The following is a 25359-nucleotide window of genomic DNA, read 5'->3' on the forward strand; positions in this document are numbered from 1 at the left end:
TCCGGCGGGTGGCTAGGCTCGCTGACCATGAACTCACCCCAGGTGACACGTGAGGACGGCCGCGCCGACGACGAGCTGCGCCCGATCAAGATCACCCGCAACTGGCTCGACCACCCTGCCGGGTCGGTCCTGATCGAGTTCGGCAGGACGCGCGTGCTCTGTGCGGCGTCGGCGTCCGAGGGCGTGCCGCGGTGGCGCAAGGGCAGCGGGCTCGGCTGGGTCACCGCCGAGTACGCCATGCTCCCCGCCTCGACCAACACCCGATCGGACCGCGAGTCGGTCAAGGGCCGGATCGGCGGCCGCACCCACGAGATCAGCCGGCTGATCGGCCGCTCGCTGCGTGCCGTGATCGACGACAAGGCGCTCGGCGAGAACACCATCCAGCTCGACTGCGACGTGCTCCAGGCCGACGGCGGCACCCGCACCGCCGCGATCACCGGCGCGTACGTCGCGCTGGCCGACGCCTGCGCCCACCTCGGTGTCACCGGTGCTCTCACCGGCTCGGTCGCCGCCGTCAGCGTCGGCATCATCGATGGCATCCCGCGTCTGGACCTTCCCTACGTGGAGGACGTCCGTGCCGAGACCGACATGAACGTCGTGATGACCGGTGCCGGCAGCTTCGTGGAGGTGCAGGGCACCGCCGAGGGCGCGGCCTTCTCGCGCGCGGAGCTCGACGCGCTGCTCGGCCTGGCCGAGAAGGGCTGCGCCGACCTGACCCGGATGCAGCAGGAAGCACTCGCGGAGTAGCCCGGTGGCCGACCCTGTCGAGATCCTCGTCGCCTCCCGCAACGCCAAGAAGCTCGAGGAGATGCAGCGGATCCTGCGCGAGCACCTCGTCGAGATCGCGGTCCTCGGGCTCGACGACGTGACGCCGTACGACGAGCCCGTCGAGGACCAGCCCACCTTCGTCGGCAACGCGCTCCTCAAGGCCAGAGCCGGCGTCGCCGCCACCGGCCTCCCGACGCTGGCCGACGACTCGGGCCTCTGCGTCGACGCGCTCAACGGAATGCCCGGCGTGCTGTCCGCCAGGTGGAGCGGGCCTCCCAAGTCCGACCACCGCAACAACGAGCTGCTGCTCGCCCAGCTTGCGGACGTGCCCGACGAGCGGCGCACGGCGTACTTCACTTGCGCCGTCGCCGTCGTCCTCCCCGACGGCACCGAGCAGGTCGTCGAGGGCCGGATGGACGGCCGGATCATCCGCGAGGTGCGCGGCGCCGGCGGCTTCGGCTACGACGTGCTCTTCGAGGCCGACGACGCCCCCGGCGTCACCACTGCCGAGCTCACGCCCGCCGACAAGGACGCCATCTCCCACCGCGGCAAGGCGCTGCGCGAGATCGCGCCGCTCGTGGCCGACCTGCTGCGCTGAGATCGCTCCTACGCGTGCGCCCGGTGAGACTCGAACTCACACTGGTACGGACCTAAACCGCATGCCTCCTGCCAATTGGGCTACGGGCGCGCGCGTCGGAGTCTAGGCGGACGGCTGTCTCGCTATCGAGGCGGCCGAGACCACTACTGCCGGATCCCAGGATCGGGGTACCCGGGGTGAACCTGCTTGATGGGGACTTCCCCGATGAGCAGTCGCCCGCTATTGCCGAGTAGAGGGCGGGCGTGACCCTGCGCCGGTAACGAAGGTTGCTGGATCAAGCGCCCCGCCAGGCCGGATGGCGCGGCTGATACGAAACAGCGAGCACGACGACCACCCCAGAAGTAGAGCGAACCCGCACATCACGGCACCTCCGACCAGGGGGTACGACTCGCCGACGCGGTTGAGGAGGGAAACGGCACCGAACCCCGCCAGCGTTATACCGATCCCCTCGGCCTCCGAACGCCGGACTGTCGGCAATGGTCTCCGGAAGGCGACCACGCCGCCAAGCGCGAAGAGCATCGTCAGGCCGAGGATCGCCAACCAGCCAAGGTCGGAGATCCGTAACGCTGCCCAGATCGCGCATCCGATTGGGATGGCGACTGCGAACGCCAGCACGGTGCTCGGGGATCCCTTCTTCGTTTCCGCTACCGGATCGTGAAAGGACCACTGGTCGGGGTCTGACGTGGAGTTCGCTGGAGAACCCTCGAAGGCTCGTGACTGAAGGCAAGCGTCGCAAGCCCAAGAGTCGTGCTTGTCGAGGCCGTACCGCCGAGACCCAAAGATTGAACGCTGCGACAGCGACCCGCCGCACCAAGAACAACCAGTCGGCTGGCCAGCACTCGCGTTCACTACGTCATCTTCACACGGGCGCGCGTGCCCGCTAATGCCGCATGGCGTGCGCGCTGATGCCGAATCGGGCGCGCGCCAGTCTGCTCCGACCTAGAGTGCGCTCATGCGTCTGGCCGCTGCCTGCCTTGTCTTGCTCGTCGGCAGCACGCTCGCGGCTTGCGGTGACGATGCCGACCGAGCCTCGCGCGCCGACCGTTCAGTCTCATCCGGTGCGAGTGAGAGTGTCGAAGCAACGCCGCCCGGTCGATCAGATCTGTTGTCGCTGGACGCCGCGTGCTCACGAATCTGGGATCTGTTCAAGCGCCATGGCGACGCGCCAGTAGGAGAGTCATGGGACGCCTTGGTCGCGGGAGCGAGAAGGGTTGTCGCGAGGTCTCAACCCGACGTGGTTGAAGCCCTAGAACCAGAGGTCGATGCGTTCGAAGAGGCCACGATCGATGACTACGACCGGTCACAGGTGAACCTGTTGATCCGACGCGGCGACCGGGTCGTCAACGACTTGGCTGCTGCATGCGGGACGACGATCGAGCGATCTTACGAACACGTCCGCTAATGCCGCCCTGCGTGCTCGCGGAGCAGCACGCTACTGCCGCCCGTCGGGTGCGAGCCGAGCACGGGCAGTTGTGACCAGTGCCGAGTAGGCAGCATCGAACGGTTGAACCAGAAGACGCTCCAGTTGCGCCGAAGGATTCCAGAGCGCCACCTGCTCGGCCGGGTTTCGCGCGCACGCGTTGGAGGCGGCCAGACGCGGCCGAAAGCGGTCGGTCGTGAATGTTCGCCCATGGTGCAATGCGATCGTGACTGAGACCGAAGGCCAGGGCCGCAGCGGCGCCGGGCGTGCGGACCCGAACGATTGGTACAACGAACAGTTCCTCCGTGCGATCGAGAAGCTGGTGGATAAGGGACTCGACCAGACCGAAGCCACGATCGAGGCACTAGACGTGATGCACCGGGCAGCGGAGCGGGCAGCAGACAGGCACATCAGCGGGATCGTGGACGCCGGACGCGAGTACGTGTCTGATGCAGCGTCCTACCGTGCCGGGTTCGAGGAGCGACTCCGCGCGCACTGGGGAGAGGCTCTCGATCTCTACGAAGTCTTCGTGGCGGCGATTGAGCACGCGGGAGGGCGGTTCATCACCCGCAACTCAGCGAGCAACAGGGATGAGGGGGATGACGACAGGGAGCGTGTTCTCGCCCAGGTCCTGGCGCAGCTGAATGGGCAGTCAATCCGGATCGCTCGTGAGGTTCACGTGCTTCTACGGTCGGGGTTTCCGCTGGGTGCGCTCGCGCTCTCTCGATCGCTTCACGAGATCTCGGTGCGCGCGATGGTGCTGTCCGAGTTCGGCAAGGAGGACGAGCACGCGGACCTCGCGGAGCGTTTCGTGCTGCACGACCACGTCGCGAACTATCAGGACGCGCTCATCTATCAGCGCGACGCCGGCAAGCTTGGGTATGAGCCATTCACTGATGAGGAAGTAGAGGCGATGAAGGCTCGGCACGACGAGCTAATCGATAAGTACGGCAAGGCGTACAAGTCACAGTTCGGCTGGGCGTCGGGGCTGCCCGACCTTGCCGGGGAGCCGACCTTCGAACGCATGGAGACGGCGGCATCGCTCGGGCACCATCGCGGGCTCTACAAGTGGTCGAGCCACGTCGTTCACGGCGACTCCAAGGCGATGCGCCTAGCCCGGATCGAACGTGGGGGCCGCGTTGTCGTCCTCACCAACGCCACCAATGACAAGTTGGCGGACCCCGGACAGCACGCCCTCCTGAGCCTCTATCGCACGTACGTGGCGATGGCGACGTCGGTTCTGCCGATGTCGTTCTACGACGATCAGATGTGCCAGTCTCTGCAGCGTCTGTTGGACAGGATCTGCCACCTGCTGGTTGACGCTGAGAAGGCCGTCGGGGCAGCTGAGCAGAGCATGCAGGCTGAGCTGGCCAAGCGGGGCCTCCGGTTCGACCCAGTGCTCGGCGAAGTGCCACTCCTGCAGGACTCCGACACCGACTGAGGCCGCCGGCGCCCTTGCGGCCCATTCAGTCCCAGATCGCAAGCGCTCGGCAAGCGCGGCGCTCTGGGCCTGCTGTCGGGCGGACGACGGACGATCCGGTTGAGACAGTCGAACATGTCGGCCAGCTCGTATGCGCGCAAACCGGTCGACCGCCTCGCGCTTCCCAGCGGAGATGCCGGGATCGTTGACGAACGCCACCGAGTCCGCGAGCACCGTCTCTCAGAGGTCGCGCTGAGCGCCGCCAAATGCCGCTCTGAGCGCGCGAACTTGCCGAATGTCGGGCGGGCCATGCTCAACCAGCGGTGAGGGCACGCACTTCCTGGACGACCGCGCTCAACTGCTCTCCCGGGTCGATGCTCACGTCGACACTCGCAGTCCAACCCTCTAGATCCCCGCTCGGATCCAGGTGGCGCAGCGTCGCCCTCAACTGAACACGGCTGCTCTCGTGGCGCGCTTCGATGCTCAAGTGTCCTTCGAGCGACCTCCAGGTCCGGGCCCCCTCCCACCCGCGCCAGTCGCGTTCCAACTGCTCGAAGAACTGGACGAGATCGTGCAGGCCATTCAGGTGATACACCGAGCGCGAAGCGGTCAGTCCCTCGTGAGAGAGGACGGCATTCACATGCTCCGGAATCGATGATCCGATCGGTGCCCACACCAGTCGCAGACCCCGCGACGGCGTGCCGAGCTGAACCCTTGCCGCGCTTTCCACTTGCGTAAGTCTGCCAAACAAATCCGCCCGCTACTGCCTCCCCTCCGTGCTCGCCTGCCCTCTCGACCCTTGAGCCGGGACGTCAGGACTACGTACCTGATCTCGCGGTCCACGGCCAGCGCATTCAGCCGATGGACCTCTGCTTCCGCTGCTGCGTGCTCACGGAAAGTTGCGACTGCCGAGACCTTGTGCGACACCTCGGCGTCGCCCAGGTAGTCATCGATCCGAAGCACGATGAAGACGTGGGGCCACCGTTGGTTCGGCCTCTCCACGTTCGCGTTCACCGGATGATCCAAGCACCCCACGGCGCAAATCCAGAGAACGCACGCTAATGCCGCACGGCGTGCTCGCGGAGCAGCACGCTACTGCCGCACCGAGCGTGGGCTCTTGCTGAGGGCGCCCCGAGCAAGCGGTAGCCGTAGGGTCGGTGCTATGGACACACCGCGCGGGTACATCATCTGCGCCACGCCACGAACGGGATCGACCTTACTTTGCAGGTTGGTCGCCAGCACAGGGGTCTTGGGTCGCCCGGAGTCCTTTTTCAGAGAGCCCGACGAGGCGAGTTGGGCGCTCCGCTTCAATCTGCGCACCGTTGGCCCTCGGGTCGAGGACTACAGGGACTTCGTTCGCGCCGTGCGTGACGCTGGCACGACCCCTAACGGCGTCTTCGGTGCGCGGATCATGTGGGGCTCGGTTGGGCGGATTCGCCGCGGACTCAAAGCGCCCATCCACCAATCCGACCTGGCTGCACTGCAAGAGGCATTCGGCTCCTTGCGCTTCGTTCACCTTCGTCGGAGCGACGAGATCGGTCAGGCCGTCTCGTGGACTCGGGCCGAACAAACTGGCTACTGGCAGGAAGGTGACAGCGTGCAAGGCCCGGCCGAGCCCGACGTGACCCGAATGGTCCAACTGGTTCGGACGATTCGGCAGCACAACGCTTCATGGCGCTCGTGGTTCGCCCAGAATGGGATCGAGCCGCACCATCTCGACTACGAAGACCTCACGCAGCGACCGGATGTTGCTCTCCGCGAGATTGCCGCGCTTGTCGGACTCTCGGCGCCGTTGATCTGGAAGGTCGAAGGGCTCCCCGCGCGACAGGCCGATCGAATGAATGCGAAATGGTCAGCCCTATTGCGAGATGCGATGGAGGAGGGCTGACGACTGGGTGCCCGCTACTGCCGCCCGGCGTGCGCGGTGTTGCCGAGCAGCGGTCACTCGGCGGTCAGTTCCTCCACCAGCTCAGGCCAGTCGCTAACGAGGCCCGTGTCCGGCCAGCGCGGGTCCGATTCCACCTTGTAGGTCAGGTGCACCCACGCCCATCGGCTGCTGTCTGGCAGCCAGAAGATCACGTCCTTGAGGTGGCGCTTGACGGCTACCGCCTCAACCCGAAGACCGTGTAGGTCGTGTCCCGGTGGCACTTCCCGCTCGACCTCGCGTGCCAGTTCAGCAGCCTGCTCCTGATCTTCAACGAGCCACCATTCGCCGGGCAGCAGACTCAGGTCGATCGAGGGAGGCACTCTCCCATGGTGTCGCACGTCGGCGCCGAGTGCCCGCTACTGCCGCACGGCGTGCTCGCGGAGCAGCACGCTACTGCCGCTCGGCGCGAGCGCTTGCCGAATAGCGATCGCCTGTCGTCAGTGGATGCGCCACAGGTGGACGGTGCGGACACCTGGGAGACTGTGACGATGGAGGCGAAGCCCGTCAGCGCCTGGGCGCTGGTGGTCGAGACCTGCATTCCGTTCCTTGCTCTCGCTCTGTCGGCGTGGCTCTCGCAGGTCATCTCGTCGGATGACTGCCTGGGCGGTTGCCCGCTGAGCGCCGACGAGCGTCGGCTCGCAATCGTTCTTTCGTTGGTAGCGGCGGGCTCAGTCGCTTGCGGATTGGCCTTCGCGATCCGACGCGGTGGAGTCGGAGCGATCTTCCTGCATGGAGCCGTGGGCGTGCTCGCAGTCGCAGTCGTCCTCGTGGGCGAGTTCTTCTGACACCAGGTCCGCTAATGCCGCCCGGCGTGCCCAGCTGCCGAGTAGCGGGTGGCAATCGCGTTTGGCACGGACGACTCAGGCACTCAGGATGTAGCTGTGGCGCGAATGCATGCTGACGAACTCGCGGTCGATGCGGATCTTGTTAGGCGTCTGCTGTGGAAATTATTCCCCGACCTGGCGGAGCTTCCGATCCGCCAGGTAAGCGACTCCGGCTCGTCGAACTCGCTGTACCGCCTCGGGGAGGCCCTGGCTGTGCGCCTTCCTCGCCAACCAGGTGGCGGAGACACCATTGTGAAAGAGGCCGCGTGGTTGCCGTACTTGGCTTCCCGGCTGACAGTGAACGTCCCAGACCTTGTAGGTGTGGGTGTACCAGGCCACGGTTACAGCGAAGTCTGGGCAGTGACGTCGTGGCTTGATGGAAGCGTCCCGCGCGCCCGGCTCCGGGGAGCAGAAGCGGTCGCCCTGGCGCAGGACCTAGCTCGGTTCATCCTCGACTTGCGCCACGTGGCGGTGCCCTCCAACTCGGTCGAGGACGCCGCTGAACTCTCAACGTATCGAGGCGCGCCTCTCCCCAGTTTCGACGATGACTTCCGCGGCATCGTCGATGCATGCCGCGACCTCAACCTCAACCTCGACCTGGAACAGGTCCTGCATTGTTGGGAGACAGCAACGGCAGCAGCGTCTGAGATCTCGCCGACGACCCTCTGGTATTACGGCGATCTGCTGGCGGAGAACGTCCTGCTCGACAAGCATGGACGGCTGGCGGCAGTACTCGACTTCGGCGGTCTAGGACTCGGTAACCCTGAGGTGGATCTTGTGATCGCGTGGGATCTCCTCGATCCCGAGGGACTTGTGGCGTTCCGCCGAGCACTCGGAATCCAGGACGCTCAGTGGAGTGCGTCGCGCGGGTGGGCTCTCTTCTTGGCTCTGATGACCTTCCCCTATTACGGCTCCTCGATGCCGAACCGATGCGCTTCCCGTCTTGCCATGGTGCACGCCGTCCTCGCTGACGCATAGCCAGGTGTTAGTAGGTGCCGCGCCATCCGCTATTGCCGCCCGGCTTGCGTGAAAGCCTCCTCCGAGCGGTGTGCGGTACCGCCGCCTATGGTCGGTTCATGAGACTCGGTCGATGTCTCGCGGCGCTGGTCGTCGCGACGACTCTCTTGAACGCCTGCGGCAGCGAGTCATCGGACGAAGGCGAGAGCGATGAGTCCGGCGACGCGCCTGGGCGTCCGCCGACCCGCGTGGTCGCAACCGGTCCGGATGGTGAGGTCGTTCAGTTCACGGACTTCTCGGTGACATGCCGACCGAGCGAGGAGGAGCAGCCGCCGGCGCAGATCGTGTACGCCTTGGCCGGCTTCGGCGACGCCGACAATCCGAGCAGGCCGAAGGGGCCCGCGATGATGATCGAAGCGGCTGACACGGTTGACGGAATGACGGTCGAACTTCCCCATATCGAGGAGTACGGCAACGAGAAGACGTTCGTCAGTGCCTTCATCACCGAGGTAGGTGACGAACGCGAGATCGCTTCGAACACCGAACTCTCCACTGGTGAGATCGAAGTGATCAGCGCGACCTGCGAGCCGACGCCCCGGCTCGAAGTGCGGATCGACGGCGTGATGGAGAGCGAACTCTCGGACAACACCGTCACTGTTCAGGGCTACGTGGTCGCGGAGTGAACTAGCAGGACACGGGAGTCCGAGACCCATCGTTGTTCTCGTCCGCGACGGGCAGGAAGGTTCCGGAAGCGCGCCCGGGACGGCAGCCCGTCGTGCGCGCAGCTGCCGAGATCGCGCACCGCACCAGGACCGTGAGACGTTTGACGCGTGCGGAGTGACGGGGAAGTCTCGTGGAGTCCGGCGACTCAGATCGTCATCTCGCTGTGGTTCTCCTTCACGTGCTGGACGATCTTCGTAGTGCTCTTGGCGTTCACCACCGAGCGTGACGTCCGACCTGTCTGGGTTCTGCCAGTCGTGGCTGGCGTTAGCTACGTTGTCGTCCTCGTCGTCCGCTCACTGTTCCACTGGCAACTCAGACGAGTTGACCCGTGGGCGGCGGTCGTGAGCAGCGTTGCGGCAGCAGTCGCTATCTACTTCCTTCGAACGGGGCCGGACGGGCCGTTCTGGTTCGCGATCCTGCTCGCGGTCTTGTGCGGGTACATGGGCGGAGTTGGCGTCGCGCGAGCCCGCGTCCGTAGCGGCGATTCGCGAGCTAGCAATCGCCGGCTACTGCCGCCCGGGGCGCGCTCGGAGTAGCCCACTGCGTCTAGATGAGCCGTATCTCAGGTAGACACCCGAGGCCTTGCCGTTGCATTCAACTGTTCTTGCCTGTGGCGACTCCATGCCAATACTCGGCGCTTTGACTTCCACGAACCGTTACCTCGTCAGGGGTCTGAGGGGCTAGCCACAGCTGCAGCAGGTAGCGGTCCGGCGCAGACTCATCTTCCTCCGGCGTGTCTAGTTCGCGGCCCTCGTCCATCCCGCTTGCACAGTAGCGTGCGCGATACCAACCGGTCGTGGGCAACTCGATGCCAACGAACTCGTCAAAACTGGAGAGCAGAGCACCCGCCTCGGTGAACTCGACTGACGCCTCCACGACGTCCTGCCAGGAACCGTCAACGTCAGGTTGGTCGGGATGCCATTCGATCCTGAACGGCACTTCTCCGGTGTGGAGCCCAGTCATCATCGAAAGTTGATTGGGAGCCTGAGCGCCCTGTAACCCGTTTCGCTGCCCGGCTCGCGTTCCGTTCAGGTCGTCACTCGGCTCGCTTCCTGCGCTGAGGAACATGAAGCCGTAGTGAACCGGCATGAAGTCGTCATACAGAACCTTCGGATCCCTAGGAGGCTCGCTGATCTCCCGAACGACGGCCGGTGCCGGCTCTAGACCGAGCGAGATCGTTTCCTTCGCAACAGTCTTGCTCCCGCTGGTGTAGGTGACCTCAACCTCCGTCGTCCCGTTCAACTCGGGTGCGAAGTTCATCGAGTACCGCCGTGAGTTGCCGCCGCCACCCCGCCTACCCTCGCCGAGCTTTCCGTCTAAACCTTTCATGCGCATTCGGCTCTGCAGGTCTTCGAACAGGTCCCAAGAGTCGTCCGCACCGGCAGGCGGGTTCGGGTTGGAGAATACGAAAGTCACCCACATCTGACCGGCGGCGATTCCGATCGGCATTCGCTCGAGTAGCCAACCGTCATCGAACGTCACTCTGAACTGCTCTGTGCGCGGTGTCGCCATGGTTAGACCCTATGGCTGGGAAGCACCATGCTGCAGCGACTTCAATCCTCATGCAGGACGCGAAAGCTACTGGCGCCCCGCGCCTGACTGCCGAGCAGCGCGCGAGTCCAGCTGTGCCTGCGGTCGTGCCTCGTAGCGTGATCGTCCTAAGCAGCGATCCTGACCTGTTCGATCACGTGCGGGCAGTTGTCCGGGACGACAACCGGTTCATCAATGTCAGTGATCTAGTGCATTGCGACGGCTCGGCGGCACCGCTCACCAACATCTACCCGGCGCAGAACGACCCGGTTGACTGGGACGGCTGGGAGCCCGTGCCGGGGATGCCGGACCCGCGCACCATGTCCGCCCTCATCTTCGAATGCAGTTCGGCCGAGTGGGTCGCGGAGGTGGGCACCCTCTTGGTCCACGGTCGGAGAGCAAGCGATGTTGTATGGGATGGCGAAGTAGAGGCCATCCTGTTCGACAACGGCCGTGATGCCGCGCAACTGCGCGACGGCGACTTGCTGCGCATCGGCGGCGAGTCTGTCCGAGGAGACGTGCCGCTGCCGGACCGGATCGTGCCTTGGGTCGAACAACCAGGCTAAGGCTGTCGGGGCGAACGCTTCTTCGTACATGAGATCGACCCGTCGCCGTGAACCGCGCACGCTACTGCTGCACCCTGGGCGCACGAGGGACGTCCTCGATGTTCGACCTGCCAGACTTGCCTGATGTTCTCGGCAATCGAGTTGCTGGCACTCGCCATACTCCTCACCCTCGCCTTCTTCGGCACTTTGTACTTCGTCGTGTTTGCAGCTGTGAAGGCCGGATCACTCGCCGCGCACGAGGAAGCACGCAGGAGCAGTCCTCAGACTGACTGAGTGTTCATGCCGCCGTCGGGCGCGACCTTGCCGAGAAGCGGTCGTGCCAGGCCGTGCGGAGGACGAACACCTTCAGCAGGCGAAAGTGAGCTTCTTTGTCGTGGGGAGGCTGTCGGCGTCCCCGGCGTAGCGCGCGACGATCCTGCACCTCGTTGTCTTGGCGGGATTGGCGAAGGCAGCGGAGTAGTCGCCGAATGCAGTGAGAGTGGGGGTCGTGCGGCGCACCAGCCGGAAAGCGGCGCCGTTGTGGCGCTGGAGGTCGACCTGCATCAACTGCTGGGGGTTGGCATTGAAGAGCTCACCTTTGAGGGTGATCCGCTTCTTCCTCACCGTGGCTCTGAGCGTCGTGTAGGTCGAGGACGCGGCGTTGGACGGCAGCGGCTGCCATGCCGGGGCTGCGTCGGAGCCCGGCCCGTTGTCAGGCAGTTGCCGGACGCTGGTGCCGTCGGGGCGCGCTAGGAAGAGATCTGGACCGTTGGGGGCGGTGTAGCCGCTGGAGGAGAAGACGATCCAGTCGCCCTCAGGCGACCAGGCCGGGGCGGTACCGCCCTGGTCCGGTCCGGCGGCGATCGCGGTCTGCTGGGTTCCGTCGCTGTTCATGGTCCAGATCTGGCCGTTGCGGTCGTAGACCAGGCGCAGCCCGTCAGGGGACCAGTCCGGGGTCTTCTCGGTCGAGAGGGCGCCGGTCGTCGCCGTCAGTTGTCGCTTGTTGTCTCCGCTGGCGCTCATCACCCAGATGTCCCCGCCTCGCACATAGGCGATGGTGTCGCTGGCCGGGGACCAGGCTGGGCTGTGGCCGGCTGCGGGGAGCGCGGGATCGTGGGTGAGGTTCTGCTTGCCGGCGCCAGTGGTGGCGTCCATGACCCAGACGTCGCCTTGGTAGGAGTAGGCGATCTTGGTGCCGTCCGGCGACCAGGTCGGCTCGACGCCTGCCTGGCCGGACTCGGTGCTGTCTGCCAACGGCGTCAGGTTGGTCAGGCCCGAGCCGTCGGCGTTGACGACCCAGATGTCCAGGTGCGCTCCGTCGCGGGTGCTGGAGAAGGCTAGTCGCGTGCCGTCAGGCGACCAGGCCGGGTCCTGGTCGCGCGCAGGATTGTTGGTGAGGTTCGTGCGGGACGTCCCGTCCGGGGCGACGGTGTAGATCTCCAGGCTGTTGGCGTGATCGGGGTTGGGCGCGACGTAGGCGACGAGCCCTTCGGCGCCGGGCGGTGTCGCGGTCGCGGGCGAGGGCGGGACGACCGAGCTGGCGGCTATTGCAAGCAGCCCGGCTGCTGTCCCGCAGACAACGTGATTTCGCAATGCCATGGTGATGCCTTCCGCTCGATGACGATGTCCACGCACCACCGTCGCTGTCCGCGCTCAAGAAACGCTCAAACGGTTCGGGAAGCCTATGACCCCCGCCTAACTTGTCAAACGCATTTAGCCTGTTAGCGTAGTCGGATGGCCACCACCGAGCGGAAGCAGGTCCTCCGGTTCGCGGACGGCGGCTGGACCGAGGCGATCGGCGGCCACCTCGCGCTCGACCTGGTCAACACCGTCTCCTGGCGGCCCGACCCCCACCGAACCGTCGACCGCCTGTCCGACGCCGCAGCGCTGGCGCGCTGGGCCGACTTCGTCGGGCTCCACCACGCAGCTGTGACCGAGCGGACCGTCGCCGAGGTGCGACGGCTGCGCGAGCGCGTCCACCGCGTCGTCCAGCCGCTCGCAACCGGAGCCGAGCCGGCGGCCGCTGACGTGGCGGCCTGCCGGCGCCTGCTGCTGGACGCGGTGGGCAGGGCGCAGGTCGTCTCTTTGATGCCGGTCGAGCTCACCGCGACGAGCGTGTACGACGAGCTCGCGCTGGCCGCGTGGGCGCTGCTCGAGCGCGAGGACGCGCGCCGGCTGCGGCAGTGTCGAGCGGACGACTGCGGGTGGCTCTTCCTCGACCGGACGAAGAACGCCTCGCGGGTGTGGTGCAGCTCGGCCGACTGCGGCAACCGCGACCGGGCCCGGCGCCACTACGCCCGCCGGACGGCGGAGCAGCAGTGACCTTCCGCGCGGACTTCGCCGACGGCGCCCGCAAGGCGATCGGCCCCGCGGCGGCCACCCTGACCCTCGGGATCTCGTTCGGCGCGGCGGCCGCGGCGGCGGGATGGGGGATCGCAGCGCCGCTGACGTTCTCAGCGGTGGGCTTCTCGGGGTCGGCGCAGTTCTCGCTGCTGGCGACCCTGCACACGGGCAGCGCCCTCGCGGCCGTCGCGTCCGCGGTGCTGATCAACATGCGCTACCTGGTCATGGGGATCGCCCTCAACGACAGCCTCGACGGCAGCAGCCGGCGTCCGGCTCCTCTGAGTCCGGCGGAGGTCCTACTCCTCCCACACCCAGGTGTCGAGGACGCCGTCGTAGGTGTCCTTGAAGCCGGAGTCGCCCTGCCGGAAGCTCGCGGTGATCGAGTACTGGTCCTCGCCCGAGATCACCAGGTAGGCGATCTGGTGGACGTCGAAGTCGTTGTCGTTGGTCCACTTCAGCTCGACGCCGATCGCCGTCTTGCCGCCGATGTCGCGGGTCCCGATGTCGGTGGGGGTGGCGCCGGTCGAGGAGGTCAGCAGGCGCTTCCAGTCCTCGGCGATCTCGGCCGGGTCGGTGACGCCGAACGCGGAGGACGACTCGACGAGGATGTTGCCGCGGGCGGTGGTGAGGGAGTCGCCGGGCGCCGCGATCGTGTCGATCGTCCCCGTCGTGTCGGGGGTGTCGGCCGTCAGGTCCTTCCAGTCGTCGTTGGGGAACTGGTAGCTGTAGCCGTTGCCCTGCAGCGTCAGCGCCGGGTCGGTGGTGACGGTGTCGCTGGTCTCGACGGTGTCGCTGGTCTGCGACGTGGTCGACGACTGGTCGTCGGCCGACTTGTCGTCGTCACCCCCGGACAGCGCGATGATGAGCACGATCGCGATCACGCCGAGCGCCACCATGCCGGCGATGGCTCCGATCAGCAGGCCGTTGGAGGACTTCTTCTGCGGCGGCGGGCCGTAGCCCGACCCCCCGCCCGGGGAGTACGACGGCGCCGCGGCGTACTGCGGCTGCTGCGGCTGCTGCGGCTGGTGCTGCAACGGCTGGTGGGAGGGCTGGCCGGGCTGACCCGGCAGCTGCGTGGGCTGCGGCGGCGTCGCCGGAGCCTGCGCGCTCGGCGGCGCGCTGGTCGGCGAGGGCCACTGCTGGGCCGGTGAGTAGCCGGGCAGGTCCTCGGGCCGGGCGATGTTGGTGGGCTCGCTCAGGTGGGCGTCCGGCGACACGGCCGGCCGCGGCGCGGTGGAGCCACCCGGCTCGCCGTGCGGCGTCTCCGCGGTGAGGGCGTCGGGGCGGAGCCGGGTCGCGAGCTCCACCGGCACCTTGCCGAGTGCGTAGCCGAGGACGGCGCACGCCCACTGGGACCCGGCGACGTCGGCGCTGCCGCGGTCGCGGGAGAGCCGCTGGCCCGCCGACTCGACGGCGTCCTCGACCCCGGCGCCGCTGTCGAGCATCGTCACCATGGACTGCAACGCGCCCAAGCGGACGGCGTCGGTCAGCAGGTTGATGGTGCCGGTCGACGCGCTGCCCTCGTCGAGGTAGTCGTCGAGCGCCCCGCGGAACGCGTCGGCCTCGGCGAAGAGCGACTCGCCGTGGTCCCGCGCCAGCTGGGCGAGACTCTCGTGCAGCTCCATCAATGTCCCTCCGTCGCTCTTCTCGTCGTCGCCGGTGCCCCGGTCAGGCGACGTCCAGCTCCCGGCGCAGCTTGGCGACGTGGCCCGTCGCCTTCACGTTGTACTGCGCCACCTCGATCTTGCCGTCCGCCCCGACGACGAACGTCGACCGGATCACGCCCTCCACGAGTTTGCCGTACAGCTTCTTCTCGCCGTAAGTCCCATACGCGCGGTGGACCGTGAGCTCGGGGTCGGACAGCAGCGAGATCGTCAGGCCGTCGCGCTCGCGGAACTTCGCCAGCTTGGCCGGGTCGTCCTTGGAGATGCCGACCACCGTGTAGCCGGCCGCCTGGAGGGCGTCGAGGGAGTCGGTGAAGTCGCAGGCCTGCGTCGTGCAGCCCGGGGTCATGGCGGCTGGGTAGAAGTAGACGATCACCTTCCGGCCGTCCTCGAGCAGCGCGTAGAGGTTGACCTGCCTGCCCGTGTCGGAGGCGAGGGTGAAGTCGGGGGCGGGGTCGCCGGCGGCGAGACGGCTGTCGGGCACTCTGGCTCTCCTGGTTCTGACCTGCGATCGCTATTGCAATTGCTTTGCAATAAGGTGGCTGACGCGTTGTGCTTCTGCACCATCCAACCCCATCGCCCCAGACCGGAGCCCACCGATGCACGTGCCTGACGGATTCCTCGACGCGCCGACGTCGATCGCGACCGGCGTCGTCGCCGCTGCCGGCGTCGCCGTCGCGCTGCGCAAGTCGCGCGACGAGCTCGACGACCGTACGGCGCCGCTGGCGGGCCTCGTGGCGGCGTTCGTCTTCGCCGGCCAGATGATCAACTTCCCGGTCGGAGCCGGCACCAGCGGCCACCTCCTCGGCGGGGCGCTGGCCGCGGTGCTGGTCGGACCATGGACGGCCACGCTCTGCATCAGCGTGGTGCTCCTGGTGCAAGCGCTGTTCTTCGCCGACGGCGGCCTGACCGCCCTCGGCACCAACATCACGCTGATGGGCCTGGTCGGGGTCTTCGTCGGCTACGCCGTCTTCCTCGCCGTCCGCGCCGTGCTGCCCCGGCGGCTCGGGGTGGTGCCGGCCGCCGCCGCGATGGGCGCGCTGGTCTCGGTGCCGGTCGCCGCGGCGACCTTCACCGGGCTCTTCGCCGTCGGCGGCAACGCGGACCTCGACATGGGCGAGGTGCTCACCGCGATGCTCGGGTGGCACACGGTGATCGGCATCGGCGAGGCCGTGATCACGGGGCTGGTCGTCAGCGCGATCTGCACCTCGCGGCCGGACCTGGTGCACGGTGCGCGCCGAGCCCTCGCCGCCCGAGCCGCGGACGAGAGAACCGACGTCACCACCAGCGAGGTCGTGGCATGAGCAGGCCCCGGTCGAACCGCCGCGTCTTCGCCGTCCTGCTCGTGGTGGCGCTGCTGGTCGCCGGCGTGGCCAGCTACTACGCCAGCAGCCACCCCGACGGCCTGGAGTACGTCGCCGGCAAGACCGGCTTCCTCGAGACCGCCGACGAGGACGGACCGAGCATCGACAGCCCGCTCGCCGACTACGGCACCGAGGGCGTGGACGACGAGCGGCTCAGCGGCGGGCTCGCCGGCGTCGCCGGCGTCGCGCTGACGCTCGCGATCGGGGGCGGGCTGTTCCTCCTGATCCGCCGTCGCGACCCCGCGGACAAGACCGGCGACTGACCGATGGGGGCTGGCCACGGCCACCGGCTGCACTTCCACGGGCACAGCCCCGTCCACCGCGCTCCGGCGCACCTGAAGATCCTCGGCCTGCTGGCGTTCGTGCTGGCCGTCGTCGCGACCCCCCGCGAGTGGTTCGCCGCGTACGCCGGCTACCTCGCGGCGCTGCTCGTCGTGGTGCTGGTCGCGCGGGTGCCGATCCCCTTCCTGCTGCGCAGGCTGGTGATCGAGGTGCCGTTCGTGGTGTTCGCGGTGCTGATCCCGTTCATCGCGCAGGGCCCACAGGTCGCCGTACCCCTGCCCTGGGGCGACCTCATGGTCTCCGAGTCCGGCCTGCTCGCCGCGTGGGGGATCCTCGTCAAGGGCACCCTCGGCGTGCTCGCCTCGCTGACGCTGGCGGCCACCACCGAGCCGACCGATGTGCTGATCGGGCTGCAGCGGCTGCGGATGCCGGACCTGATCGTCCAGATCATGGCGTTCATGATCCGCTACCTCGACGTGGTGACCGCCGACCTCGGCCGGATGCTCACCGCCATGCGTAGCCGCGGCGTCGACCCCCGGGCGCCGCGCCACTGGCCGGCGCTCGCCCGGACCCTCGGCGCGCTGTTCGTCCGCTCCTACGAGCGCGGCGAGCGGGTGCACCTCGCGATGCTCTCGCGGGGCTACGACGGGAGGCTGCCGCGATGACCCCCGTCCTCGACGTCCGCGGGCTCACGTTCAGCTATCCCGACGGCCACCGCGCGCTCGACGGTGTCGACCTGCACGTCCACCGCGGCGAGCGGGTCGCGCTGCTCGGCCCCAACGGCGCCGGCAAGACCACGCTCGTCCTCCACCTCAACGGGATCCTCGGCTGCGGCGGAGGTGGCACCGGCACCGGGTCGGTCACGGTCAGCGGCCTCGACGTGACCAAGGCCAACCTCAAGGAGGTACGACGCCGCGTCGGCATCGTCTTCCAGGACCCCGACGACCAGCTGTTCATGGGCTCGGTGCGCCAGGACGTCGCGTTCGGGCCCGCCAACCTCGGGCTCAAGGGCGAGGCGCTGGAGCGCCGGGTGATGCACGCGCTCGACCTGGTCGGGATGGCGGACTATGCGGACCGGCCGCCGCACCACCTGTCCTTCGGCCAGCGCCGCCGGGTCGCCGTGGCGACCGTGCTGGCGATGGAGCCGGAGATCCTGGTGCTCGACGAGCCCTCGTCCAACCTCGACCCCGCCTCGCGGCGCGAGCTCGCCGACATCCTGCGCAGCCTGGACGTGACGGTGCTGATGGTCACCCACGACCTGCCCTACGCGCTCGAACTGTGCCCCCGCGCGCTCGTGCTCAGCGGCGGCCGGGTGGCCGAGGACGGCCCGACCCACGCGCTGCTGACCGACGACGCGCTGATGCGGGCGCACCGGCTCGAGCTGCCCTTCGGCTTCGACCCCCGGACGGTCGCACCGCCCACGAACCCCATTGATAACCTGCCACGGTGAGCCAGCACCCGTCTGACATCGAGCGCGAGATCGAAGAGGCGCGCGAGCGACTCGCCACCACGATCGACCAGCTCCTGTACCGCTCGAGCCCGAAGACGATCGTCGGCCGCGAGATCGCCCAGGTGAAGGCGCACTACGTCGACGCCACGACGGGCGAGCCGCGCACCGACAACATCCTGAAGACGGCCGGGGCGGTCGTCGGCGTGATCGCGCTGATGGTCGTGATCCGCAAGATCACCCGATGACGCTGCGGTGAGCACAGGGTCCGACAAGACCCCGATCAAGATGCTCCACGACCGCATCCTGTGCGAGTCGGACACGGATGCGGGGGAGCGGCGCTCGTCGGGCGGCATCGTCATCCCGGCGACGGCCGCGATGGGAGCCCGCCGGCTGGCCTGGTCGCGGGTCGTCGCCGTCGGTCCGCACGCCCGCGCCATCGAGGCCGGTGACCGGGTCCTCTACGACCCCGAGGACAAGGCCGAGGTCGAGGTCTCGGGCGAGGTCTACGTGGTGATGCGGGAGCGCGACGTGCACGCGGTCGCCGCCGGGCGGCTGGGCGACGACGGCGCGGCTGCGGGTCTCTACCTGTAGCGGTACCTGTAGGTCGCGTGACCCACCCGGGCGCGGCGCGTTACACCCTTCGTGAGACGCGTCACACCGGTCGTTGCTGCCCTCCTGCTCCTGCCGTTCGCGGCCGCCGCGCAAGCCGAGGCCGGCCCGCCGGCGAGCGGCGCGGTGAGCGACCGGGCCGCGCCGTCGTCGTACGACGCGACCGTGCGCATCACCGAGCACGGCATCCCGCACGTCGTGGCCGACGACTGGGGCTCGCTCGGCTACGGCAGCGGTTACGCGGCGGCCGCGGCGTCGGTCTGCACGCTGGCCGACACCCTGCTGACCGCGCGGGGCGAGCGGTCGAAGTACCTCGGTCCGGACGGGCGCTACGACGACCGGGTCAGCCTCGACGCCACCAACCTCGAGGTGGACGCGTTCGTCACCGACCTCCGCAACCGCCAGGTGGTCGAGAAGCTGCTGGACTCTCCGGCCGGTCCGTCCGACCGCGCGAAGGAGATGGTCGAGGGCTACGTCTCCGGCATCAACAAGTGGCTCACCGACAACACGATCACCGACCCCGCCTGTGCCGACGCCCCGTGGATCGCCCCGACCGCGACGCCGCTCGACCTCTGGTACGGCGTCTACCTCGCGAACCTGCTGGCATCCTCCGCGGTCTTCCTCAGCGACATCGTCGGTGCCGACCCCGCCACCCTCGACGACCCCGGCCTGCCGCTGAGCCTGCCGGGGCTCCCGACCACGCGCTCGGAGGCCCGGACCTATGCGAAGAAGGTCGACCGGGACGCACTGCTGAGGGCGCTGGGCCGCGACACCGACTTCGGCTCCAACGCCACCGCGATCGGCGCCACCGACAGCTCGACCGGCCGCGGTCTGCTGCTGGGCAACCCGCACTTCCCGTGGGTGGGGCGCTACAAGTTCACCCAGCAGCACCTCACCATCCCCGGTGAGTACGACGTCGCCGGTGCCTCCCTGATCGGCTCGCCGGCCGTGAACATCGGCTGGAACAAGGACGTCGCCTGGAGCCACACCGTGTCGACGGCGTACCGGTTCACGCCGTACGAGTACTTCACCCCCGGCCCCGGCACGAAGTACCTCACCGCCAGCGGTCTGGTGAAGCAGGCCGAGCGCCGCGTGGTCGAGGTCGAGGTGCGGGAGGACGACGGCTCGATCGGCGTGGTGGAGGAGGACCTCTACCGGACCCCGCAGGGCTACGTGACCGACTCCCCGTCGATGTTCATGGGCTGGACCGCCGCGAGCTTCTGGGCGATCCGCGACGCCAACGCCGAGCACCTGCGCACGATCGACACCTTCCTCGCCATGGGCGAGGCGACCGACGTGCGCGACCTGCTGCGACGCCAGGACGCCGGCGGCGGCATGCCCTGGGTCAACACCACCGCTGCCGACCGCAACGGCGACGCGCTCTACGCCGACCACAGCGTCGTGCCGCACGTGACCAACCAGATGGCGCTGAAGTGCGCGACGCCGGTCGGCCTGGTGCTGCGGCTGGTCGCCGGCCTGCCCGGCCTCAACGGCACCCTCGCCGACGGCCCGTGCAAGTGGGGGACCGACCCCGACGCGCAGCGGCCGGGCATCCTCGGCGACCGCAACCTGCCCGACGTCGTCACCCGCACCTGGGTGATGAACGCCAACGACTCGTTCTGGACCCCGAACGACAAGATCCGGCTCGAGGGCTACCCGGACATCATCGGGTGCGAGAAGTGCGCGCGGACGATGCGCACCCGGATGGTGCAGCAGTACGTCGTCGACCGGCTGAAGGTCGGGAAGGAGACGCCGGAGACGCTGCGCGGTCACCAGCACGAGAACCGGTTGCGCGCCGCCGAGGTGATGCGCGACCGCGGCAAGCTCAACCAGGTCTGCAACAAGACCGGTGAGACCGCGGCCTGCGCCGTGCTCCGGGCCTGGGACGGGCGCTCCGAGGTCGAATCGGTGGGCACACACCTGTTCGAGGCCTTCGTGACCCGCGCCCCGACCGGCACCGGGCTGTGGTCGATCCCGTTCCAGCCGCGCGACCCGCTCAACACGCCGCGCCTGATGAAGACCGGCCCGAAGGTGGTGGCCGCGATGCAGGCCGCCATCGACGCCGTGCGCGCCAGGGGCGTGCGGTTCGATGCGACCTGGGGGAGCCTCCAGGTGGCCGGGGACAGAGGTGCGCCCTCGCTGCCGCTCGGCGGCGGCGAGGGCGACCTCGCCGGCAACGCCAACGCGCTGGCGTCGCGCTCCCCGCAGGACAACTCCGACCGCTACAAGCCGATCACCTACGGGTCCTCGCACATCCAGGCCGTGTCCTACCTCGCCGACGGCACCGTGCAGCCGCACACGATCCTCACCTACAGCCAGTACGAGGACCCCGCCTCGCCGTGGTCGTCCGACCAGACCGCCCTGTTCTCCCAGGAGCAGTGGGTCGAGTTCCCGTGGACGCCGGCTCAGGTCCAGCAGCAGCTGGTGGAGGAGATCAGCCTGAGCGCTCCCTGATCGGGTAGCGCGGTACGGTTTCGCCGGAAGCGGCTCCGGCGATTCCCACGCGAGCCGGATCGCCGCGAGGGAGAATATGCGTGACAGGCGTCGGCGCACTCGGGGAGGTGATGACCGTGGCCAGCACACCGGGGCGGGACCAGCGTGCCCCGATGGAGCGGCTGGTCCGGATAGCCGCCGTCCTCCGCGAGCGCGGCGTCGTCGGGGAGACCGGTGAGCGGCTCGCCGAGATCGCCGGCTTCGACGGCGACCGGTCGATGGACCAGCTGAAGCGCGACATCCGCTCGCTGACCGACCAGGGCTGGCAGATCGACAACCTCGCCGGCCCCGGCGAGCCGGCCCGCTACCGGATGCGCACCGTCGACAACCGGCTCCGCGTGCGGCTCACGCCCCCGCAGCAGCGCGCGTTGCAGCGCGCCGTGCTCCTCGCCGACCGGGACGACCTCGTCGTCCGGCTCGGCCTCGGCGACCCGGGCGGCCCCGCTGGCGACGCCCGCGCCACCCACCGGACCGGCGTCGTGGCCGGCGTCCCCACCACCGGCCACGACGCCCTGCTCGCCACCGTGCTCCGCGCGGTGCGGATGGGCAGCCTGCTGCGGTTCACCTACAAGGGTGTGCCGCGGGTCGTGCACCCGGAGTCGGTGCGCTCGCAGAACGGCACCTGGTACCTGCGCGGCCAGGAGGAGCACGACGACACAGCCGGTGACACCGAACCCGCGCCCGTCAAGGCGTTCGTCGTCGCCCGGATGAGCGACGTCTCGGCCGACCCGCCGCGCACCGCCCGGCCGGTGCGACCGACCCGGCACCCCGAGCTGCACCCGATGAGCTGGGAGATCGACCCGCCGACGGAGGTCACGCTCCGCACCTCGATCGACCACCAGCCCGACGTACGCCGCTGGCTGGGGGAGCCGGCCTCCGAGGAGGTCGTCGACGGGCAGGTCACCATGCGCTACGTCGTGACCAACCGCGCCGCGCTGCGGCAGCGCCTCTACGAGCTCGGCCGACGGGTGGTGCTCCTCGGGCCGGAGGAGATCCGGGCCGAGCTGCTCGCCGAGCTGCGCGAGCTGAAGGGGGGCGACTGACATCGCCACCCCGAAGTACGCCGCCCGGTTCGCGCGGTTGCCGGCCGTGTTCGAGCTCCTGCTCGCCCACCCCGACGGCGTCCCCCTGGCGGTGCTCGCCGAGGAGGTCGGCGTGCCGATCGACGAGCTGCGCGAGGACCTGCTGGCCTTCTACACCGCCGACCCGCTGGAGAGCGACCGGATGCTCGGCCTCTGGCGGCCGCCGGTGATCGAGTTCCTGGGCTCCGACGGTGATCCCGAGGTGGAGCCGGGGGAGGCCGAGATCGTGCGCGCGGTCAACGAGCGCCCGACCGAGGAGCTGGGCGTGGAGTACGTCGACGCCTCCGAGCTCGCGCTCGTCCACACCGCCGCCGTCGCCCTGCACGACGTCGAGCGCGACCCCGACCTGGCCGCCGCCATCGACGTGCTGACCGAGACGATGGTCGGTGCTCCCGCCGGGCAGCCCGAGCCGCCCGCGTGGAACGAGCCGCTCCGCCCGCTCCAGGTGGCGCAGCGCGACCGGCACGCGGTGAAGATCGTCTACTCCCGTACCTGGCAGCACGGTGTCTCGGCGCGCGTCATCCACCCCTACCGGCTGGTGCAGACCCGTCGCGGCTGGGAGGTCGACGCCGGCCCGCCGGACTCCGCGGGCCGCCTCCGCACCTACCTGCTCTCCGGGATCCGCGAGGTCGAGAGCCTCGAGCAGCCCTTCGAGCTCCCCGACGACCTGCCCGCGATGCTCGACGCCCAGCGCGCCACCACCACCGTCCGGATGGTCGTCCCGCACGGCTCTCGCTGGGCCGCCGACATGTACGCCGAGACCGTCACCGTCCTCCGGGCCGACGAGGACGACGCCGAGCTCGAGCTCGAGCTGCTGCCACCGCTCGCCGACCGGGTCGGCATGCTCCTCCTCGCCGCCGGCTCCGGCGCCTTCGTCCTCGAGCCCGCCGACCTCGCCGACGCCGGCGCCGTCCTCGCCGAGGAGCTCCTCATGCACCATTCCGTGTCCCACTGACCGCGAAAAGTGTTCGGTGATGGCGCTGCGCGGGGCTTGGTGGGTTGCGCCGGTCGGTGTGTGTCGGGCGTGGCCTGCCTGGGCTGGGGCCGGAGCGGATCGTGGGCCCCGGTCGGCTTCAAAGCCGGGCCTTTTCCGCCGGCCAGATCCAACAGGGCTCGGTCGCCCGAGTCACACGCAACGCCGGCCGGGCACGCCGAGGCCGACGAGACCGCCTTCGGAGCCGGCGGGGCCCGGACTCGCCCACCGGGGCCCACGCCCCGCACCGGCCAGGGTGGGCAGGCCACGCCCGCGCCACACCCGGCTCCACGACGGGGTGGATGTGGTTGGTCATGTGCCACGTGGCCGGTCACCGGCGAACACGACAGGTGGGAACCCACCCACCCCGAGGGGTCGGTCGTGCTCGCCGGGCGGTGGGGCCGGGAGGTCCAGGTCAAGCGGGAGGGTCGCGCCGGCGGGGCGTGGATGGGTCTGGCTGCGGCGCCCAGCACCGCGGGAGCGAAGCGACCGCGCTGCTGGGGGACGGATGTGGTTGCCCCGCCGGCGCGAGCCCTCCCGCGCAGGCCGACGGCCTCCCGGCACCACCGCCCCACCGACCACGACCCACACATCAAGCCGCGCAGCGCCAACCCCCCGGCGGGCTAAAGTCTGAGCATGACCGCGCCCTCGGAGATCATCACGACCGATCCGGCCACGACGGTGCGAGCGTTCTTCGCGGCGATGGAGGACCGCGCGGTGCGCCAGGCGCTCGAGCTGACCGACCCTGGCATCGTGTGGCGCAACACCTCGCTGCCGACGGTGAAGGGGAAGATGGTCGGGCGGATCCTCAAGGGTCTCGAGAAGGGCGCCTTCGGGATCCGGGCGGACTTCCACGACGTCGTGGCGACGGGCAACGTCGTGCTCACCCGGCGGACCGACTACCTGCGGATGGGTCCGCTGGAGATCGACTTCTGGGTGTGCGGGACGTTCCACCTGAGCCCCGAGGGGCGGATCGTGCTGTGGCACGACTACTTCAGCTGGACCAACGTCCTGGGCGGCACCGTGCGCGGCGCGTTCCGCATGGTGCGCGGGCGCTGACGTCCGTCAGCCCGCCTCGCCGAGCGCCTTCTCGTCGCTGAGGCGTGCCCGGTCGGCGGCGCGGAGGCCCTCCTCCGCCGCCATCGGCGCGTCGTTGACCTTCGTGCGACGGTCCGCCGCCCAGGTGCCGCGGATGTTGTTGCGCCGTAGCGCCTCGGCGAAGAAGTCGTGGACGTCGATCTCCTTCTGCCGCAACGCCAGCGCGGTCTCGCTCGACTGCTCGGGCTCGACCCGGACCGCGGCCAGAGTGGCCTCGCGGGCCTCGTCGAGCCGCTCGCCGATCCGCCAGGCGTAGGCCTCGTAGAACGCCAACCGGGCGGTGATCGTGGCCACCGGTCGGGCGACGTAGCGCCGGCGCCGGGAGTCCCAGACCGTCTGCTCGTCGCGCAGCCCGGACCGGAGGTGGCGCTCGCAGTCGGCCACCATCTGGACGAGCAGCGACTCGTAGATCGCCTTCGTGACCGCGATGTCGGACGGGAAGCCGTGCAGCGTCACCGCGGTCGAGTCGTGGCTGATCGTGCAGCGGATGTCGTTGGCGTGGGCGATGTTGAGCAGCAGCCGGACGTAGCGGGCCAGCCCCTTCTTGCCGCGCTGACCGATCCGGTAGCTCTCCGCCACCGGCTGCTCGCGCCCCTCCTCCTTGGCCGTGTGGGCGCGGGCGACGGCGAGGGCGACGGAGTGCCGGGTGGCCAGCGCCTGCGCCTTGGCGAGGTAGGCCGCCCGCTCGTGCTCGTTGCTCGCGCGCTCGGCCTGCCGCAACAGCTTGGCCAGCCGGGCCAGCGCCCCGTCGTCGACCGAGTGGCCGACCTGCTCGAGCCCCTCCGCGGCGTAGGCGAGCTGCAGCAGCTGGGCGGTCACCGGCAGGCCGGCATCCTCGAGCAGCCGCAGGAAGGTCGCGCGCCACTCCGCGCCGTGCGCGTGCTCCCCGGACAGGTGGTGGGTGAGCTCGTGGAGCACGACCGTCGCCCGCAGCGCCCAGCGTCCGCCCACCTCGAACGGCGGCAGCGCGATCGTGCGCGTCTCCGGCTCGTAGACGGCCATCCGCGCCCCGGCACGGGAACGGACGACGACCTCCTGCTGCTCGCGTCCGTCGTAGTCCTTGCCGGAATCGCGCAGCCGCGCGAGCACCGCGTCGAGGTACGTCGCCGCCGCGGCGGGCTCGGTGAACCGCAGGTCGGGTCCCGGCTCGTAGGTCTGCCCGTCGACCGTCACCGAAGGTCGCTCCGCGGTCGTGGAGTCGAGCCAGGCGGCGAGCCGGTCCTCGGCGGCGTAGACCGCCCGCCGGTCGGGGTCGGCGCTCCTCGGCCTCGCTGTCGTCATGCCGTCGA

The 25359-nt window shown here is 69.1% G+C and carries 28 protein-coding genes, 1 tRNA gene and 1 pseudogene; 22 read left to right on the forward strand and 8 right to left on the reverse strand.

The window, feature by feature from the left end; all coding sequences use genetic code 11:
- Window positions 1-27: 27 nt before the first annotated feature.
- Window positions 28-747, forward strand: a complete 720-nt coding sequence (rph, locus tag DJ010_RS17745) for a ribonuclease PH (RefSeq protein ID WP_109696246.1) — start codon at window positions 28-30, stop codon at window positions 745-747.
- A 4-nt stretch (window positions 748-751) separates the two neighbouring features.
- The gene (gene rdgB, locus DJ010_RS17750; RefSeq protein WP_109696248.1) at window positions 752-1366 is read left to right on the forward strand and encodes an RdgB/HAM1 family non-canonical purine NTP pyrophosphatase; all 615 of its coding nucleotides are present in this window, start codon (window positions 752-754) and stop codon (window positions 1364-1366) included.
- Window positions 1367-1381: 15 nt separating this feature from the next.
- Here rdgB and DJ010_RS17755 read toward each other — a convergent pair.
- Window positions 1382-1456 (reverse strand) — tRNA-Leu (locus DJ010_RS17755).
- A gap of 862 nt (window positions 1457-2318) precedes the next feature.
- Between DJ010_RS17755 and DJ010_RS21850 the strand changes: the two genes are divergently transcribed.
- Window positions 2319-2768, forward strand: a complete 450-nt coding sequence (locus DJ010_RS21850; protein WP_146207385.1) for a hypothetical protein — start codon at window positions 2319-2321, stop codon at window positions 2766-2768.
- Between the two features lie 244 nt (window positions 2769-3012).
- Window positions 3013-4227 carry a DUF5677 domain-containing protein gene (locus DJ010_RS17765; protein WP_109696252.1) on the forward strand — a complete coding sequence of 405 codons (1215 nt, stop codon included), beginning with the start codon at window positions 3013-3015 and terminating at the stop codon, window positions 4225-4227.
- Between the two features lie 292 nt (window positions 4228-4519).
- On the opposite strand, the gene DJ010_RS17770 is transcribed toward DJ010_RS17765, so the two are convergent.
- On the reverse strand, window positions 4520-4936 hold the full coding sequence (locus tag DJ010_RS17770) for a DUF6228 family protein (RefSeq protein ID WP_211318863.1): 417 nt from the start codon (window positions 4934-4936) through the stop codon (window positions 4520-4522).
- 432 nt (window positions 4937-5368) lie between these two features.
- On the opposite strand from DJ010_RS17770, the gene DJ010_RS17775 reads away from it, so the two are divergent.
- Window positions 5369-6094 carry a Stf0 family sulfotransferase gene (locus DJ010_RS17775; protein WP_109696254.1) on the forward strand — a complete coding sequence of 242 codons (726 nt, stop codon included), beginning with the start codon at window positions 5369-5371 and terminating at the stop codon, window positions 6092-6094.
- A 53-nt stretch (window positions 6095-6147) separates the two neighbouring features.
- Here DJ010_RS17775 and DJ010_RS21855 read toward each other — a convergent pair whose 3' ends face one another.
- Complete coding sequence (locus DJ010_RS21855) at window positions 6148-6453, reverse strand: hypothetical protein (RefSeq protein WP_146207386.1); 306 nt, start codon at window positions 6451-6453, stop codon at window positions 6148-6150.
- A gap of 6 nt (window positions 6454-6459) precedes the next feature.
- Here DJ010_RS21855 and DJ010_RS17780 point away from each other — a divergent pair, with 6 nt between their 5' ends.
- From DJ010_RS17780 to DJ010_RS17790, 3 genes are all read left to right on the forward strand, one after another.
- Complete coding sequence (locus DJ010_RS17780) at window positions 6460-6918, forward strand: hypothetical protein (RefSeq protein ID WP_146207387.1); 459 nt, start codon at window positions 6460-6462, stop codon at window positions 6916-6918.
- A 105-nt stretch (window positions 6919-7023) separates the two neighbouring features.
- Window positions 7024-7935 carry a phosphotransferase gene (locus DJ010_RS17785; protein ID WP_109696257.1) on the forward strand — a complete coding sequence of 304 codons (912 nt, stop codon included), beginning with the start codon at window positions 7024-7026 and terminating at the stop codon, window positions 7933-7935.
- A 98-nt stretch (window positions 7936-8033) separates the two neighbouring features.
- Window positions 8034-8597: a hypothetical protein gene (locus tag DJ010_RS17790; protein ID WP_146207389.1), complete on the forward strand. Its 564-nt coding sequence runs from the start codon at window positions 8034-8036 to the stop codon at window positions 8595-8597.
- Between the two features lie 634 nt (window positions 8598-9231).
- Here DJ010_RS17790 and DJ010_RS17800 read toward each other — a convergent pair.
- Window positions 9232-10149 (reverse strand): hypothetical protein, encoded by a 918-nt coding sequence (locus DJ010_RS17800; protein WP_146207390.1) that lies wholly within the window; start codon window positions 10147-10149, stop codon window positions 9232-9234.
- An 11-nt stretch (window positions 10150-10160) separates the two neighbouring features.
- Between DJ010_RS17800 and DJ010_RS17805 the strand changes: the two genes are divergently transcribed.
- Window positions 10161-10733, forward strand: a complete 573-nt coding sequence (locus DJ010_RS17805) for a hypothetical protein (RefSeq protein WP_211318864.1) — start codon at window positions 10161-10163, stop codon at window positions 10731-10733.
- Between the two features lie 123 nt (window positions 10734-10856).
- On the forward strand, window positions 10857-11006 hold the full coding sequence (locus DJ010_RS22135; RefSeq protein ID WP_158283056.1) for a hypothetical protein: 150 nt from the start codon (window positions 10857-10859) through the stop codon (window positions 11004-11006).
- A gap of 72 nt (window positions 11007-11078) precedes the next feature.
- On the opposite strand, the gene DJ010_RS17810 is transcribed toward DJ010_RS22135, so the two are convergent.
- Entirely contained in the window at window positions 11079-12350 is a 1272-nt protein-coding gene (locus DJ010_RS17810) for a TolB family protein (RefSeq protein WP_146207391.1), read from the reverse strand.
- Between the two features lie 96 nt (window positions 12351-12446).
- Here DJ010_RS17810 and DJ010_RS17815 point away from each other — a divergent pair, with 96 nt between their 5' ends.
- Both DJ010_RS17815 and DJ010_RS23050 read left to right on the forward strand, forming a co-directional pair.
- Complete coding sequence (locus tag DJ010_RS17815) at window positions 12447-13034, forward strand: CGNR zinc finger domain-containing protein (RefSeq protein ID WP_109696269.1); 588 nt, start codon at window positions 12447-12449, stop codon at window positions 13032-13034.
- Window positions 13031-13315, forward strand: a pseudogene (locus tag DJ010_RS23050) (AzlC family ABC transporter permease); the annotation flags it as partial. The gene DJ010_RS17815 and the pseudogene DJ010_RS23050, both read left to right, overlap by 4 nt.
- 36 nt (window positions 13316-13351) lie before the next feature.
- On the opposite strand, the gene DJ010_RS17825 reads toward DJ010_RS23050, so the two are convergent.
- Both DJ010_RS17825 and bcp read right to left on the reverse strand, forming a co-directional pair.
- Window positions 13352-14680, reverse strand: coding sequence for a hypothetical protein (locus DJ010_RS17825; RefSeq protein ID WP_109696271.1), 1329 nt, complete (start codon window positions 14678-14680; stop codon window positions 13352-13354).
- Between the two features lie 43 nt (window positions 14681-14723).
- The gene (gene bcp / locus DJ010_RS17830; RefSeq protein WP_109696273.1) at window positions 14724-15203 is read right to left on the reverse strand and encodes a thioredoxin-dependent thiol peroxidase; all 480 of its coding nucleotides are present in this window, start codon (window positions 15201-15203) and stop codon (window positions 14724-14726) included.
- A gap of 115 nt (window positions 15204-15318) precedes the next feature.
- Between bcp and DJ010_RS17835 the strand changes: the two genes are divergently transcribed.
- The 10 genes from DJ010_RS17835 (at window position 15319) to DJ010_RS17875 (ending at window position 24031) form a co-directional block, all read left to right on the forward strand.
- Window positions 15319-16023 (forward strand): energy-coupling factor ABC transporter permease, encoded by a 705-nt coding sequence (locus DJ010_RS17835; RefSeq protein WP_170124664.1) that lies wholly within the window; start codon window positions 15319-15321, stop codon window positions 16021-16023.
- Entirely contained in the window at window positions 16020-16346 is a 327-nt protein-coding gene (locus DJ010_RS22325; protein WP_170124665.1) for a PDGLE domain-containing protein, read from the forward strand. Before DJ010_RS17835 ends, DJ010_RS22325 begins: the two co-directional genes overlap by 4 nt.
- A 3-nt stretch (window positions 16347-16349) precedes the next feature.
- Entirely contained in the window at window positions 16350-17030 is a 681-nt protein-coding gene (cbiQ, locus tag DJ010_RS17840) for a cobalt ECF transporter T component CbiQ (protein ID WP_109696275.1), read from the forward strand.
- Window positions 17027-17815 carry an energy-coupling factor ABC transporter ATP-binding protein gene (locus DJ010_RS17845; protein ID WP_109696277.1) on the forward strand — a complete coding sequence of 263 codons (789 nt, stop codon included), beginning with the start codon at window positions 17027-17029 and terminating at the stop codon, window positions 17813-17815. The genes cbiQ and DJ010_RS17845 overlap by 4 nt, the downstream gene beginning before the upstream one ends.
- The gene (locus tag DJ010_RS17850; RefSeq protein WP_109696279.1) at window positions 17812-18060 is read left to right on the forward strand and encodes a DUF3618 domain-containing protein; all 249 of its coding nucleotides are present in this window, start codon (window positions 17812-17814) and stop codon (window positions 18058-18060) included. The genes DJ010_RS17845 and DJ010_RS17850 overlap by 4 nt, the downstream gene beginning before the upstream one ends.
- A 40-nt stretch (window positions 18061-18100) precedes the next feature.
- Window positions 18101-18406, forward strand: coding sequence for a GroES family chaperonin (locus DJ010_RS17855; RefSeq protein WP_109696613.1), 306 nt, complete (start codon window positions 18101-18103; stop codon window positions 18404-18406).
- 51 nt (window positions 18407-18457) lie between these two features.
- A complete protein-coding gene (locus DJ010_RS17860) occupies window positions 18458-20878 on the forward strand; it encodes a penicillin acylase family protein (RefSeq protein WP_245927666.1) in 2421 nt (806 codons plus the stop codon).
- 116 nt (window positions 20879-20994) lie between these two features.
- Entirely contained in the window at window positions 20995-21960 is a 966-nt protein-coding gene (locus DJ010_RS17865; RefSeq protein WP_158283057.1) for a helix-turn-helix transcriptional regulator, read from the forward strand.
- Window positions 21961-22006: 46 nt separating this feature from the next.
- Window positions 22007-22954 carry a helix-turn-helix transcriptional regulator gene (locus DJ010_RS17870; RefSeq protein ID WP_109696283.1) on the forward strand — a complete coding sequence of 316 codons (948 nt, stop codon included), beginning with the start codon at window positions 22007-22009 and terminating at the stop codon, window positions 22952-22954.
- A 654-nt stretch (window positions 22955-23608) separates the two neighbouring features.
- Window positions 23609-24031, forward strand: a complete 423-nt coding sequence (locus tag DJ010_RS17875; RefSeq protein ID WP_109696285.1) for a limonene-1,2-epoxide hydrolase family protein — start codon at window positions 23609-23611, stop codon at window positions 24029-24031.
- A gap of 6 nt (window positions 24032-24037) precedes the next feature.
- Here the strand turns inward: DJ010_RS17875 and DJ010_RS17880 are convergent, their stop codons facing one another.
- Window positions 24038-25351 (reverse strand): DUF2786 domain-containing protein, encoded by a 1314-nt coding sequence (locus DJ010_RS17880; protein ID WP_109696287.1) that lies wholly within the window; start codon window positions 25349-25351, stop codon window positions 24038-24040.
- Window positions 25352-25359: the final 8 nt, after the last annotated feature.

It is taken from the genome of Nocardioides silvaticus (genome assembly GCF_003160695.1).
GTDB classification, from domain to species: Bacteria; Actinomycetota; Actinomycetes; order Propionibacteriales; family Nocardioidaceae; genus Nocardioides; species Nocardioides silvaticus.